The following is a 13,458-nucleotide window of genomic DNA, read 5'->3' on the forward strand; positions in this document are numbered from 1 at the left end:
CAGGAGTACTCACCCATGGTTCACGCGGCGGCCCCTAGGCTGGGGGATCATGCGCACTCGGTACCGGTCGGCCCTGCTGGCGATCCTGGCCTGCGGCGTCCTGCTGCCCGCCGGGTGCGCGCGGTTCGACGACACCGCGGCGGGCCAGACGTTCAGCCCGGCGCCCGTGCCCAGCCCCGAGTCGCCGCCCGAGGTCCAGGGCCCGGGCGCGGACTCCGGCGACGGCAAGCAGGCGCGTCCCGGCCAGTCGGCCACGCCCGTCCCGCCGCCGCAGGGCTGCAAGGACTTCGACCCGGCGGTCATCGCGACCTGCCTGGACACCGTCGCGGCGGTCGCCGGCCTGCCGGGCGACGGCTCCACCCCGAGCGCGCTGGCCGGCGAGCGCAAGAGCGGCCGCGTACTGCTCGCGACCGCGGGCAAGGACGCCACGGACTTCGCGAAGCTCGACGTCCAGGCGACCGGCGACGGCGGCCTGACCGGCCTCGCGCTGTCGCCGTCGTACGTCGAGGACCAGCTCGTGTTCGCTTATGTGACCACGGCCACCGACAACCGCGTGGTGCGCTTCGCCAAGGGGCAGGCGGCGAAGCCGGTGCTCATCGGCATCCCGAAGGGCGCGACCGGCAACCGCGGCACGATCAGCGCCGACAACCGCGGCGCGCTGCTCGTCGCGACCGGCGACGGCGGCAACCCGAACGCGGCCGCGGACCCGAACTCGCTCGCCGGGAAGGTGCTGCGGATCGACACGTCCGGCAAGGCGGCGGCGGGCAACCCGAACGGCTCCCTGGTCGTGGCGGCCGGGCTGCACGCGCCGGGCGGGCTGTGCGCGTCCGCCGACGGCGGCCGCGTCTGGGCCACCGACCGGCTCGCCGACAAGGACGTCCTCTACCGCGTGCAGGCCGGGCAGCCGCTGACGACGCCGGCGTGGACGTGGCCGGAAAAGCCGGGGGCCGCGGGTTGCGCGGATTTCGTCGACGCGACCGGGTACGTCGCGGTCGCCGCCGCCACGGCCGGCAACCTGCAGGACCTGCCGGTGTCGAAGGACGGCGCCGTCACCGGGCGGCCCCTGGTCGTCCTGGACGGCAAGTCCGGCAAGCCGCCCCAGACGTTCGGGCGGCTCGCCGGGATGAGCATGATCAACCCGCAGCTCGCGGTGGCCGGCACGGTCAACAAGGACGGCGGCACGCCGGTGTCGAGCGACGACCGCGTCGTGCTGATCACCCCGGCGATGTCCGGCGGCGGCAACAGCAAGGACTGAGCTACGTCAGCGGCTTGAGCTCCACGCGGCGCCCTTCCGCCGACGACGTCAGCCCGGCCTCGGCGAGCTGCAGCCCACGCGCGGCCGAGAAGAAGTCGTAGCGGTGTTGCCGTCCGGCGACCACGTCCCGGACGAACTCCTCCCACTGGGCCTTGAAGCCGTTGTCGAACTCGCCGTTGTCCGGCACCTCCTGCCACTGGTCGCGGAAGGGTTCGGTGGCCGGCAGGTCCGGGTTCCAGACGGGCTTCGGCGTCGCCGAGCGGTGCTGGACGCGGCATCGCCGCAACCCGGCCACGGCGCTGCCCTCGGTGCCGTCGACCTGGAACTCGACCAGTTCGTCGCGGAACACCCGCGTCGACCACGACGAGTTGATCTGCGCGATGGCCCCCGACTCGAGTTCGAAGATGCCGTACGCGGCGTCGTCGGCCGTCGCCGCGTACGCGTCGCCCTTTTCGTCCCACCGGCGCGGGATGTGCGTGACCGCCTTCGCCGTCACGGCCTCGACGCGGCCGAAGAGGTTCTCGAGGACGTAGTTCCAGTGGCAGAACATGTCGAGCACGATCCCGCCGCCGTCCTCGGCGCGGTAGTTCCAGCTCGGGCGCTGCGCCTCCTGCCAGTCGCCCTCGAAGACCCAGTAGCCGAACTCGCCGCGCACCGACAGGACGCGGCCGAAGAACCCGCCGTCGACCAGCCGCCGCAGCTTCCGCAGGCCGGGCAGGAACAGCTTGTCGTGGACGACTCCGTGACAGATCCCGGCGTCGCGCGCGAGGCCGGCCAGCTCCAGCGCCGCCGGCAGCGTCTCGGCCAGGGGCTTCTCGGCGTAGACGTGCTTGCCCGCGGCGATCGCCGCCCGCACCGACGGCTCGCGCGCCGACGTCAGCTGCGCGTCGAAGTAGATCCCGACGTCCCCCAGTGCCGATTCGACGTCGGTAGTCCACGCGGTCAAGCCGTGCCGTTCGGCGAGTTCCCGGAGTTTCGCCGCGTTCCGGCCGGCGAGGATCGGCTCGAGCTGGACGCGGGTGCCGTCCGGCAGCTCGACGCCGCCCTGCTCACGGATGGCCAGCACGGACCGGAGCAGGTGCTGCCGGTAGCCCATCCGGCCGGTGACCCCGTTGAGCAGCACGCCGATGCTCTTCTGGTTCATCGCTGACGGCCTTCCTGGTCGATGTCGTATTCCGCGCGACGCCCGCACATGCCGAAACCGTCCGGGTTCGACGGCGTCGCGACCCGGACACCCGACTGCTCGAGGTGGCTCCCGTCGCCGTCGGCGAGGGCCTTGAGGTGCGCGCCGGTCAGTTCGGCGGCCTTCAGGGCCCCGGCCTGCCAGCGCGGTACCCAGTCTCCGATTTTCGGCGACACGAGCGCGACGGCCGCCCGGTGGAACGCCCGCAGCGGCTCCGGATCGCCGGCCAGCAGCGCCTCGCGCAGCGGCAGGTAGCCGCGCACCGCCAGGTCGCGGCGCCTTCTGGCGGCGGCGTCGGTTTCCGGCAACGCGGCGGCCTCGGCGTAGGCAGCCGGGTCGGCGAGCACGTCGGGCGGGAACGTGAAGACGGCGTCGCCGGCCTCGGGCAGGCCGCTGTTCTGCATGAGAACGGTGACGCGCAGGCCACCACCCTGAACCATCCGGTGGACGGCCCCGGGCGCGAACCACGCGATGACGCCGGCTTCCAGCGGCGTCTCCGCGTAGCCGCCGGTGCTCAACGTCTGGACGGCGCCACGCCCGGCCGTGACGACATAGGCCTCGGTGCAAGCGAGGTGGACGTGTGGGCTCCCACCGAGGACGCCATCTTCGGCTTCCCACTCGTAGGCGCGTAAGTGCGAAACACCGATTCCGCCTGGAAGCGCGAATTCGTTCATGACCATCCGTGCCTGTCGAGGTAGTCGGTCACCCGGTCGCGGTCCCACGCTCCATCGGCGACGACGACCCGGTAGCGGTACGTGAAGCTCTCCCCCGGCGGCAAGGAGAACTCTTCGAAGAAGGCCCACGAGAAGGCCACCATGGGCGTGTCCCGGGACCGGACGAACCAGTGCGACTCGTGAATGGCGTGGTCGTTTTCCGGCGAATGCGCGAAGACGAGCGTCGAGTGGGCGTCGACGTCGTCGTGCTCGCCGACGAAGGCGAGCCACGGTGCCTGCGCGCCCATCATGTCGTCGCCGCCGAGGCCGCCGGGCCCGAGGACCCGGCCGCCGCTGAAGTCGCGCGGGCCCCGCCAGTGCAGCCCGGTGTACCCGGCCCGCTCCCGGCCGGCGGTGGTCGGGCTGCCGAACACGAGCGGCGCGTCGCGGACGTTGGTCAGTTCGATGCCCCAGTCGATGGCCCAGGCGCCCTCGCCGGGTTCGACGGAGTGGACGGCGATGTCACGCCGCTCGCGCGCCCATTCGTCGCCGCGGTGGGTCACCCAGGTGAGCCGTTCGGCGAGGGTGAGCCGGTCGCCGCCGACGGTGAAGCCGGCGAACCCGTCGTGCCGCATCGAGCCGATGCGGTCCGGCAGCTCCTGGTACCAGCGGCCGGGAACGTAGGTGTGGCCACCCCAGAAGTTCTGGCCGGAGAGGTGGCTCGACGTCATCTGCAGCCCCTTGTGCCACCGGTGGTCGGCGGGCCGGTACCCGCTCACCCGCCGGCCGCGCAAGGTTCGCAGCGGGTGGGTGTAGGGCTTGCGCGACTCGTAGGCGACGGGGTCGGGCTTGTACACATAGGACATGAGCGGCACCCCGCCGGCCTCGACGACCACGCGGTCGCCGTGCCGGTGCGTGACGGTGATGTCCGCGCTCATCCGGCCATCCCCGCGTAGAAGGGATCGCCGGGGCCGATTTCGCCCCGCCGAACGGTCCGCCCGGTGGCGGCGGCCTTGTAGAGAGCGGCGACGAACTCGAGCACCCGCCGCCCGTCGGCGCCGCTGCAGGGAGGCCGCTGCCCGGCCCGGCAGGCGTCGAGGACGGGCGCCAGCGCGGCGGCGTGCGAGCTGCCGATGTCCTCTGGTGGTTCGGTCTCGATCGGCCCGGCCTGCGGTGCGAGGGTGTATCGCCAGTCTTCGGCAACGTGGCCGTAGAGGTGCGTGAGCTCGACGGTGGCGTGTTCGCAGTCGATCCGGATCCGGCTCACTTCGTCGGGCGAGAGGACGCTGTTGACGACGGTCGCCAGCGCTCCGGACCCGAACCGGACGAGCGCGGTGGAGACGTCCTCGGTCTCGACGTCGTGCACGAGCCGCGCGGTCATGGCCTGGACTTCGGCCCACTCGTCCGCGTCGCCCGCCAGGAGGTGGAGCAGCAGGTCCATCTGGTGGATGCCGTGGCCCATGGCGGGCCCGCCGCCTTCGGTCGCCCACCGCCCCCGCCAGGGGACCGCGTAGTAGGCGTGGTCGCGGTACCAGGTGGTTTGGCAATGCGCGACAAGAGGACGGCCGAGTTGCCCCTTGCCGAGCAGATCCCGGAAGTGAGCGACGGCAGAGCCGGACCGCTGCTGGTAGACGAAGGAGACGTACGGACCCCCGTCCCGTTCGGCGGCGGTCAGGTCGTCGTATTCGGCGAGCGAACGGCACGGGGGCTTTTCGCACCAGACCCAGGCGCCGCTTTCGAGGGCCAGTTTGGTCTGTTCGACGTGCAGGCCGGGAGGTGTGCAGATCGAGACGAGGTCGGGTTCCTGCTCGGCGAGCAGGGTGTCGAGGTCGCGGTAGGGCCGGGCATGGTCGGTCGCGGCGCAGAAGGCGAGGGCCCGAGCCTCGTCGACATCCGCGACGGCCACGAGATCGACGTCGTCGCCGTGAGCCTGGAAGGCGGTCCGATGGCTGCCGGCAATGGCGCCGGCCCCGACGATGGCAACGCGCAAGCGCTTTCCCCGAGCCAACCGGAACCTCCCTCCACCGCTCGACTTGCGCCCCTGAGAACTCGTCTCGACCGTCTCAGAAAGCGCTTTCTCACGCAACGGCCACCAACGATGTCAACGTTGTCACCGCACGCCCACAACCGGAACGGACGACTCGGCCACCCAAGACCCGGACACATGCCGGGCCGACGAGTCCGGCCGGTTCGCCGGGAACGGTCAGCGGCTCTTGCTCCGAGGCTGACGCTTCCGCGGCTGCCGGCTTTCGGCCCGCGCCGCCAGCATGTCCAAGAAAGCGGCAACGGCCGACACGAGCCCCGCCAGCACCCCGAGGAACCGCCCGAACCCGGCGTCGATGGCGATGCCGGCGGCGTCGAAGATTCCGCGCTGGTCGGCGTCGAACTCCCAGTCCAGCGTGAACCAGCCGATCACCATCAGCAGCAGCGCCGCCGCGGCGACCACCAGCCACAGGTGCGGCAGGCCGCCGACCCGCGCCTTCCGGAATCGTCCGAAGACGACCACGACCACCCCGGCCAGCACCAGCGCCAGCGGCGGGCACCACGCGAAGAAGCTCGCATTCCACGCGTTCCGGACGACGTCACTCTGCGGCAACGAGGACAGCACGACCTCGATGTCCGGCTTGTTCGTGCTCAGCGTCGTCCACGGGAGGAACGTCGAGCCCAGCGCGAGCAGCCCGGCCGCCAGGCCGAGCCACTCACGCCAGGTGACGCTCTTGACGGAAAACGGCTGTGTCATGAAAACGGGTCAGGAACCGACGCGTTCGATGATCAGCTCGCGGACCCGCTTGGCGTCGGCCTGCCCCTTGGTCGCCTTCATGACCGCGCCGACGATCGCACCCGCCGCGGCCACCTTGCCGCCGCGAATCTTGTCCGCGACGTCCGGCTGCGCCGCCAGGGCCTCGTCGATGGCCGCGAGCAGGGCCGAGTCGTCCGAGACGACCTTCAGCCCACGCTTCTCGACGACCTCGCGCGGCTCGCCCTCACCGGCGAGCACGCCCTGGACGACCTCCTTGGCCAGCTTGTTCGTCAGCTCACCGGAGGAAACCAGCCCGATGACCTCGGCCACCTGCTTCGGCGTGATCGCCAGGTCGGCCAGCTCGACCTCGCGCGCGTTCGCCTCCTGGGCCAGGGTGTTGACCCACCAGCCACGCGCCTCGTCCGGCGACGCGCCGGCCTCGACCGTGGCCGCGACGAGGTCGACGGCGCCGACGTTCAGCAGGTCACGCAGGGCTTCGTCGGAGAGCGACCACTCCTGCTGGATGCGCTTCCGCCGCTCGGACGGCATCTCCGGCAGCGTGCCGCGCAGCTGTTCGACCCACTCGCGCGCGGGCGCGATCGGGACCAGGTCGGGCTCCGGGAAGTACCGGTAGTCCTCCGCGGTCTCCTTGGTCCGGCCCGACGACGTGGTGCCGTCGGCCTCCTGGAAGTGCCGCGTCTCCTGCTTGATCGAACCGCCCTCGGCGAGGATCGCCGCCTGCCGCGTCATCTCGTAGCGGACGGCGCGTTCGACGCTGCGCAGCGAGTTGACGTTCTTCGTCTCGGTGCGGGTGCCGAACTCGGTCGCGTCCTTCGCCATGAGCGAAACGTTCGCGTCGCACCGCAGCGAGCCCTGGTCCATCCGGACGTCGGACACGTCGAGCGCGCGAAGCAGGTCACGCAACGCCGTCACGTAGGCGCGCGCGACCTCGGGGGCCCGCTCGCCGGTGCCCTCGATCGGCTTCGTCACGATTTCGATCAACGGCACGCCGGCCCGGTTGTAGTCCAGCAGCGAGTGCTCGGCACCGTGGATCCGGCCGGTGGCGCCGCCGACGTGCAGCGACTTGCCGGTGTCTTCCTCCATGTGCGCGCGCTCGATCTCGACGCGCACGACCTCGCCGTCGTCGAGCGTGACGTCGAGGTAGCCGTTGAAGGCGATCGGCTCGTCGTACTGCGACGTCTGGAAGTTCTTCGGCATGTCCGGGTAGAAGTAGTTCTTCCGGGCGAACCGGCACCACTCGGCGATCTCGCAGTTCAGCGCCAGGCCGATCCGGATCGCGCCCTCGACGGCCTTGCCGTTGACGACCGGCAGCGCCCCGGGCAGGCCGAGGCAGGTCGGGCAGACCTTGGTGTTCGGCTCGCCGCCGAACTCGTTCGGGCACCCGCAGAACATCTTCGTGTTGGTGTTCAGCTCGACGTGCACCTCGAGCCCGAGCACCGGATCGAACCGTTCGACGACGTCGGCGTAGTCCATCAACTCGGCCACGGCAGTCACTTCGTTCCTCCCAGCTCCGGGACCTTGTGGATGAGCGCCCCGCCGGCCGCGGCGTCGCGGGCGGCCTCGTAGGCGGCGCCGACCCGGTAGAGCCGGTCGTCGGCGAGCGCCGGGGCCATGATCTGCAGGCCGACCGGCAGGCCGTCCTCGTCGGACAGCCCGCTCGGCACGCTCATCGCGGCGTTGCCGGCCAGGTTCGACGGGATCGTGCACAGGTCGGCGAGGTACATCGCCATCGGGTCGTCCACGCGCTCGCCGATCTTGAACGCCGTGGTCGGCGTCGTGGGCGAAACGAGGACGTCGACCTTTTCGAACGCGGCCGCGAAGTCGCGCGTGATCAGCGTGCGCACCTTCTGCGCCGAGCCGTAGTAGGCGTCGTAGTAGCCGGACGACAACGCGTAGGTGCCCAGCATGATCCGCCGCTTGACCTCGGCGCCGAAGCCCTTCTCGCGGGTCAGCGACATGACCTCTTCGGCGCTGTGCGTGCCGTCGTCGGCGACGCGCAGGCCGTAGCGCATGGCGTCGAACCGGGCGAGGTTCGACGAGCACTCGCTCGGCGCGATCAGGTAGTACGCGGGCAGCGCGTAGACGAAATGCGGACACGAGACCTCGACGACCTCGGCACCCAGCGCGCGCAGCTGCTCGACCGCGGCCTGGAAGGACCGCTCCACGCCCGGCTGGTAGCCGTCGCCGCCGAATTCCTTCACGACGCCGACCTTGACGCCCTTGAGGTCACCGGTCATGCCCTGCCGGGCCGCGGCGACCACCGGCGGCACCGGCGCGTCGATGGACGTCGAGTCCCGCGGGTCGTACCCGGCGATGACCTCGTGCAGCAGGGCGGCGTCGAGCACCGTCCGCGCGCAGGGCCCGGCCTGGTCGAGCGAGGACGAAAACGCGACGAGGCCGTACCGCGACACCCCGCCGTAGGTCGGCTTGACCCCGACGGTGCCCGTTACGGACCCGGGCTGCCGGATCGACCCGCCGGTGTCGGTGCCGATGGCGATGGCGGCTTCGAAGGCCGCGATCGACGCCGACGAGCCACCGCCCGACCCGCCCGGGATGCGGGCGTGGTCCCACGGGTTGTGCGTCGGGCCGTACGCCGAGTTCTCCGTCGACGAACCCATGGCGAACTCGTCCATGTTCGTCTTGCCGAGGATCACGACGCCGGCCTCGCGCAGCTTGCGCGTCACGGTCGCGTCGTAGGGCGGGATCCAGCCTTCGAGCGTTTTCGATCCACAGGTCGTCGGGATGCCCTCGGTGGTGAGGACGTCCTTCAGCGCGAGCGGCACCCCGGCCAGCGGCGACGCGGGCGCGTTGCCCTCGGCGAGGCCTTCGTCCACCTTCTTGGCCGCGGCCAGCGCGCCCTCGGTGTCGACGTGCAGGAACGCGTGGATGTGGTCGTCGACCTCGGCGATCCGGTCCAGGTGGGCCTGGGCGACCTCGACCGCGGACACCTCACGCGCGTGGATCTTCTCCGCCAGCTCGGCGGCGGTCAGCTTGACGAGCTCGGTCACTGCTCTTCCCCCAGAATCCGCGGCACCCGGAAACGCCCGTCTTCGGCAGCCGGCGCACCGGCCAGCGCCTGCTGCTGCGTGAGCCCGGGGACGACGACGTCCTGTCGGAAGACGTTCGTCAGCGGCACGGCGTGCGACGTCGGCGGCACGTCGTCGGCGGCGACCTCGCTCACCTTGGCCACCGAGTCCAGGATCTGGTCGAGCTGGCCGGCGAAGACGTCGATCTCGTCGTCGGTCACGGCCAGCCTGGCCAGCTTCGCGAGGTGCGCGACCTCGTCTCGGGAAATGTTGGGCACGCGGGTGACTCCCGGGTTGTGCTGTGCGGGTTGTCTCGGAAGCTGCAAGTCTATGGTGACGGCGCGGGCGGACTCGACTGGGTTACGCCCGGCGCAGGCCGGGTGCCGTCCGGCGACGCTCGCATCCCGCCCGGCGGACAGCGGGTCCCGCGGGCCGGGTGGGTCTGTCACAATCGGCGACCGGCATCAAGCGTCCCACGGCAAGGCTGGGACGCAGAGGCGAGAGGGGCGCGTGGTGTCGTTCCTGATCCGGGTCATCCTTCCGGACAGCCCGGGGACCCTCGGCGCGGTCGCCACGGCGCTCGGCACGGTGGGCGCCGACATCCTCAGCGTGGACGTCGTCGAGCGCGGCACCGGAGTGGCGGTGGACGACCTCGTGGTCGAGCTCCCGTCCGGTCGTCTGCCCGACGCGCTCATCACGGCGGCGGAAAGCGTCGAAGGCGTCGAAGTGGACGCGGTCCGCCCGTACGCGGGCGTGCTGGACACGCACCGCGAGCTCGAACTCGTCGAAGAGATCGCCGCGCAGCCGAAGTCCGGCCTCGACATCCTGGCCGAGGGCGTGCCCCGGATCGTGCGCGCCGGCTGGGCGATGATCGTCGAGCACTCGGAGACCGGCGCGCTCCGGCTGGCGTCGTCGAGCGCGGCGCCCGAGACCCCGATCACCGACCTGCCGTGGCTGCCGCTCGAGCGCGCGACGGTGCTCGACGGCGAAGAAGCCTGGATCCCGGAGACCTGGAAGGAGCTCGGCACCGAGTTGGCGGCGACGCCGCTCGGGAAGCCGGGCAAGGCGCTGCTGGTCGCGCGACCGGGCGGCCCGGCCTTCCGCGCCGCCGAGGTCGCCCGGCTCGCGCACCTCGCCGGGATCGTCGCGGTCGTGCTCGACGGCTGACGCGCGCGTCGCCGGATTTCGGCCGGATCTCGGCAGCGCGCAGGTCAGACGTCGATCCGGTAGGCGATCAGGCTGATGTGCGGGTACGGCCGCCAGTCCCGTTCGGCGAGGCGCTCGAAGCCGAGACGCTCGTAGAGCCGATGGGCGCTGCGCATCCCGTCCAGGCTGCTCAGCACGACCTGGCGGATGCCCAGCGCCCGCGCGCGGTCGAGCACGGCCCGGGTGAGCGCCTCGCCGATGCCCCGCCCCCGCGCCGACGGCGCTACCGCGAGCATCCGGAACTCCAGCTCGCCGGGACGGGAAATCTCGGCGTAGGGCGACCCCGGCCGCACGATGGTCACCGTGCCGAGCACCTCCCCCGCCGCGTCGACGGCGACGAGCACCTCGGCCAGCTCGACCCGCCGCGCGATGTCCCGCAGCTCCGCGTCGTACCCGACATCGCCGGCCAGGTGACCGTCGACGTCGTAGGCCCGCACCGTGACCTCGCCCGCCGCGGCGTACTCCTCGGGCCGCGGTGGCCGTATTTCGACATCACTCATCCGACTCCCCAGATTCGTCCTCGGCGGTCTCGTCGCCGGCCGGCAGCGCCACCTCCCGCGCCGCCTCGGGACCCTGCTCCAGCAGGACGCGGAAACCGCCTTCGTCCAGCACCGGCACCTTTAGCTGCACGGCCTTGTCGTATTTCGAACCCGGCGAATCCCCGACGACGACGAACGCGGTCTTCTTCGAGACCGACCCGGCCGCCTTGCCGCCGCGCGCCATGATGACTTCCTTGGCCTCGTCTCGGGAGAAGCCGTCGAGCGAGCCGGTCACCACGATCGACAGACCTTCGAGGTTGCGCGGGATCGAGTCGTCGCGCTCCTCCTCCATCCGCACGCCGGCGCGTCGCCACTTTTCGACGATCTCCCGGTGCCAGCCGACCTCGAACCACTCCCGGGTCGCCCGCGCGATGGTCGGGCCGACGCCGTCGACGTCCGCCAGCTCCTCCTCGGTGGCCTGCTCGATGCGTTCGATCGAGCCGAACTCGCGGGCCAGCGCCTGCGCCGCGGTCGGCCCGACGTGCCGGATCGACAAAGCGACCAGCACCTTCCACAGTGGCCGATCTTTGGCCACGTCGAGGTTGGCCAGCAGCTTTCGCGCGTTCGCCGACAGCTCGCCGGCTTTGGTCCGGAACAGCTCGACCTCGGCGAGGCTGTCTTCGTCGAGGTCGAAGATGTCGCCCTCGTCGGCGACCACGCGCGCGTCGAGCAGCGCGACCGCGGCCTCGTACCCGAGCACCTCGATGTCGAACGCGCCGCGCCCGGCCAGGCTGAAGAGCCGCTCCCTCAGCTGCGCGGGGCAGAAGCGGCTGTTCGGACAACGGATGTCCTTGTCGCCTTCCTTCTGGTACGCGAGCTCGGTGCCGCATGCGGGGCAGTGCGTCGGCATGACGAACTCGCGCTCGTCGCCGGTCCGCGCGTCGACCACCGGGCCGAGCACCTCGGGGATGACGTCGCCGGCCTTGCGGATGACGATCCGGTCGCCGATCAGCACGCCCTTGCGCTTGACCTCCTCCTGGTTGTGGAGGGTGGCCCGCGCGACGGTCGACCCGGCGACCTTGACCGGCTCGGTGACCGCGAACGGGGTCACCCGGCCGGTCCGCCCGACGTTGACCTGGATGTCCAGCAGCGTCGTGATGGCCTCTTCCGGCGGGTACTTGTACGCGATCGCCCACCGCGGCGCCCGCGAGGTGGTGCCCAGCCGCCGCTGCAGCGCCACCCGGTCGACCTTGATGACGACGCCGTCGATTTCGTGCTCGGCGTCGTGCCGGTGCTCACCCCAGTAGGTGATGTGCTCGGTGAGCTCCTCGGCCGTCGTCAGGACCTTGCTGTGCGGCGACACCGGCAGGCCCCACGCGGCCAGCGCGTCGTACGCCTCCGACTGACGCTGCGGTTCGAAACCGTCGCGCTTGCCGAGCCCGTGGCAGATCAGCCGCAGCCGGCGTTCGCGCGTGATCTTCGGGTCTTTCTGCCGCAACGAGCCGGCCGCGGTGTTGCGAGGGTTCGCGTACGGCGGCTTACCCGCTTCGACCATCTTCGCGTTCAGCTCGAGGAAGTCCTCGACGCGGAAGTAGACCTCGCCGCGCACCTCGACCAGGGCCGGCACCGGGAACTGGTCGGTGCCGGTGAGCGTCTCGGGCACCTGGTCGAGCGTGCGCATGTTCAGCGTGACGTCTTCGCCCGTGCGGCCGTCACCCCGGGTGAGCGCGCGGGTCAGGTGGCCGTTTTCGTACAAGAGGTTGATCGCCAGGCCGTCGATCTTCAGCTCGGCGAGGAACTCGGTGCGCCCGACCTCCTTCTCGACACGCTCGTACCAGGCGAGGAACTCGTCCCTGTCGAAGACGTTGTCGAGGCTGAGCATGCGCTCGAGGTGGTCGTACGCGGTGAACTCGGTCGAGAACGTGCCACCGACGCGCTGAGTCGGCGATTCCGGCGTGACCAGCCCCGGGTATTCGTCCTCGATCCGCTGCAGCTCGCCCAGGAGCTCGTCGAACTGCCCGTCGGAGATGATCGGCGAGTCCAGGACGTAGTAGCGGAACTGGTGGTCGCGCAGTTCCTCGGCGAGGGCGCCGTGCCGCTCGCGCACGTCGGCCGGCACGTCGGTGACGTCCTCGGCGGCCGCCGGGGCCGGGTCCTGGGGGAGTTCGGTGCTGCTCACGGGTGGTAACCCTAGTCGGGGGGACCGACATTTTCGTGTCCGCCGGCGCCCAGCCCGCGGACCAGTTCGCGGAACTCCAAAAGGGTGATCGCACCGGCCGGCTCGACCGCCGCGGTCTCGACGCGCCGTAGCCGTTCGGCGGCGAGCCGTTCACCCAATGTCGCGTCGAGCGGCAGGAACGTCATGGTCTGCCGCGCGGCGTCGTCGAGGTCGGCGAAGCCCGGGTGGAAGACGGCGACGTCGACGACGTGCTCGTCGTCGTCGACCTGCGCGACGACCCGGACGTCGGCCAGCGCGATCCGGTGCTCACCGAGGTTGACGGTGACCTCGGTCGGATCGGGCACGGGCGGCACCGAGTCGTGGTACTCCCAGATCGCGTCGTCCGGCGGGGCGGCGGCGCGCCACGCGTCGGTGAACGGCCGCAGCTCCGGGTCCTCCTGACCGGTCACGACCAGGGCGTAGATCGACTGACGACCACGTTCGAGCGAGAAGTGCAGCCGCGGGTGCAGCGCTTCGACCAGCTGGCAGAGCTCGTGCTCGACCCGGTGCGGCTCGCCCTCCCCGAGCGCCGCGCTGACCATCGGCAGGAAGTCGTACCAGCCCTGCCAGAACGCCTCCGCCGCGGCCGCCGGGTCGTCCGGCACGGGCTGCTCGGGCCACGCGGTGCGCGGGTCGGGCGGGTCGGCGGCGGCGTTCTTGCGGCGGAACAGGCGCAT

General features: G+C 71.4%; 13 protein-coding genes. 2 read left to right on the top strand and 11 right to left on the bottom strand.

All coding sequences use genetic code 11. The features are described 5' to 3' along the window. Positions 1–49 precede the first annotated feature (49 nt). Positions 50–1,255: a PQQ-dependent sugar dehydrogenase gene (locus tag AB0J40_RS26475; RefSeq protein WP_364457493.1), complete on the top strand. Its 1,206-nt coding sequence runs from the start codon at positions 50–52 to the stop codon at positions 1,253–1,255. Between the two features lies 1 nt (position 1,256). Here AB0J40_RS26475 and AB0J40_RS26480 read toward each other — a convergent pair whose 3' ends face one another. The 8 genes from AB0J40_RS26480 to gatC all read right to left on the bottom strand — a co-directional run bounded on the left by AB0J40_RS26480 (position 1,257) and on the right by gatC (position 9,156). Further along, the gene (locus tag AB0J40_RS26480; RefSeq protein WP_364457495.1) at positions 1,257–2,399 is read right to left on the bottom strand and encodes a Gfo/Idh/MocA family oxidoreductase; all 1,143 of its coding nucleotides are present in this window, start codon (positions 2,397–2,399) and stop codon (positions 1,257–1,259) included. Further along, on the bottom strand, positions 2,396–3,112 hold the full coding sequence (locus AB0J40_RS26485; RefSeq protein ID WP_364457497.1) for a cupin: 717 nt from the start codon (positions 3,110–3,112) through the stop codon (positions 2,396–2,398). Before AB0J40_RS26485 ends, AB0J40_RS26480 begins: the two co-directional genes overlap by 4 nt. Next, positions 3,109–4,029 carry a PmoA family protein gene (locus AB0J40_RS26490; RefSeq protein ID WP_364457499.1) on the bottom strand — a complete coding sequence of 307 codons (921 nt, stop codon included), beginning with the start codon at positions 4,027–4,029 and terminating at the stop codon, positions 3,109–3,111. The genes AB0J40_RS26485 and AB0J40_RS26490 overlap by 4 nt, the downstream gene beginning before the upstream one ends. Next, positions 4,026–5,081, bottom strand: coding sequence for a Gfo/Idh/MocA family oxidoreductase (locus AB0J40_RS26495; protein WP_364457501.1), 1,056 nt, complete (start codon positions 5,079–5,081; stop codon positions 4,026–4,028). Before AB0J40_RS26495 ends, AB0J40_RS26490 begins: the two co-directional genes overlap by 4 nt. A 213-nt stretch (positions 5,082–5,294) precedes the next feature. After that, positions 5,295–5,831: a hypothetical protein gene (locus AB0J40_RS26500; protein ID WP_364457503.1), complete on the bottom strand. Its 537-nt coding sequence runs from the start codon at positions 5,829–5,831 to the stop codon at positions 5,295–5,297. A gap of 9 nt (positions 5,832–5,840) precedes the next feature. Next, a complete protein-coding gene (gene gatB, locus AB0J40_RS26505; RefSeq protein ID WP_364457505.1) occupies positions 5,841–7,346 on the bottom strand; it encodes an Asp-tRNA(Asn)/Glu-tRNA(Gln) amidotransferase subunit GatB in 1,506 nt (501 codons plus the stop codon). After that, positions 7,343–8,860: an Asp-tRNA(Asn)/Glu-tRNA(Gln) amidotransferase subunit GatA gene (gene gatA, locus AB0J40_RS26510; RefSeq protein ID WP_364457507.1), complete on the bottom strand. Its 1,518-nt coding sequence runs from the start codon at positions 8,858–8,860 to the stop codon at positions 7,343–7,345. Before gatA ends, gatB begins: the two co-directional genes overlap by 4 nt. Beyond that, the gene (gene gatC, locus AB0J40_RS26515; protein WP_308670337.1) at positions 8,857–9,156 is read right to left on the bottom strand and encodes an Asp-tRNA(Asn)/Glu-tRNA(Gln) amidotransferase subunit GatC; all 300 of its coding nucleotides are present in this window, start codon (positions 9,154–9,156) and stop codon (positions 8,857–8,859) included. The genes gatA and gatC overlap by 4 nt, the downstream gene beginning before the upstream one ends. A gap of 235 nt (positions 9,157–9,391) precedes the next feature. Here gatC and AB0J40_RS26520 point away from each other — a divergent pair, with 235 nt between their 5' ends. Further along, positions 9,392–10,045 (top strand): amino acid-binding protein, encoded by a 654-nt coding sequence (locus AB0J40_RS26520; protein WP_167379908.1) that lies wholly within the window; start codon positions 9,392–9,394, stop codon positions 10,043–10,045. A 44-nt stretch (positions 10,046–10,089) separates the two neighbouring features. Here the strand turns inward: AB0J40_RS26520 and AB0J40_RS26525 are convergent, their stop codons facing one another. Genes AB0J40_RS26525 through AB0J40_RS26535 form a run of 3 tightly spaced genes read right to left on the bottom strand, consistent with a single transcriptional unit; the run spans position 10,090 to position 13,458 of the window. Next, entirely contained in the window at positions 10,090–10,584 is a 495-nt protein-coding gene (locus AB0J40_RS26525; protein WP_364457509.1) for a GNAT family N-acetyltransferase, read from the bottom strand. Then, positions 10,577–12,742, bottom strand: coding sequence for an NAD-dependent DNA ligase LigA (ligA, locus tag AB0J40_RS26530; protein ID WP_364457511.1), 2,166 nt, complete (start codon positions 12,740–12,742; stop codon positions 10,577–10,579). Before ligA ends, AB0J40_RS26525 begins: the two co-directional genes overlap by 8 nt. A gap of 11 nt (positions 12,743–12,753) precedes the next feature. Then, on the bottom strand, positions 12,754–13,458 hold the full coding sequence (locus AB0J40_RS26535; protein ID WP_364457513.1) for a hypothetical protein: 705 nt from the start codon (positions 13,456–13,458) through the stop codon (positions 12,754–12,756).

The sequence above is a fragment of the Amycolatopsis sp. NPDC049691 genome, from assembly GCF_040675005.1.
GTDB lineage: Bacteria > Actinomycetota > Actinomycetes > Mycobacteriales > Pseudonocardiaceae > Amycolatopsis.

Excerpts from the sequence above, each read along its gene's own strand:
- AB0J40_RS26475 (WP_364457493.1), top strand. The coding sequence starts at position 50 with ATGCGCACTCGGTACCGGTCGGCCCTGCTGGCGATCCTGGCCTGCGGC.
- AB0J40_RS26480 (WP_364457495.1), bottom strand. The coding sequence starts at position 2,399 with ATGAACCAGAAGAGCATCGGCGTGCTGCTCAACGGGGTCACCGGCCGG.
- AB0J40_RS26485 (WP_364457497.1), bottom strand. The coding sequence starts at position 3,112 with ATGAACGAATTCGCGCTTCCAGGCGGAATCGGTGTTTCGCACTTACGC.
- AB0J40_RS26490 (WP_364457499.1), bottom strand. The coding sequence starts at position 4,029 with ATGAGCGCGGACATCACCGTCACGCACCGGCACGGCGACCGCGTGGTC.
- AB0J40_RS26500 (WP_364457503.1), bottom strand. The coding sequence starts at position 5,831 with ATGACACAGCCGTTTTCCGTCAAGAGCGTCACCTGGCGTGAGTGGCTC.
- AB0J40_RS26525 (WP_364457509.1), bottom strand. The coding sequence starts at position 10,584 with ATGAGTGATGTCGAAATACGGCCACCGCGGCCCGAGGAGTACGCCGCG.
- AB0J40_RS26535 (WP_364457513.1), bottom strand. The coding sequence starts at position 13,458 with ATGCGCCTGTTCCGCCGCAAGAACGCCGCCGCCGACCCGCCCGACCCG.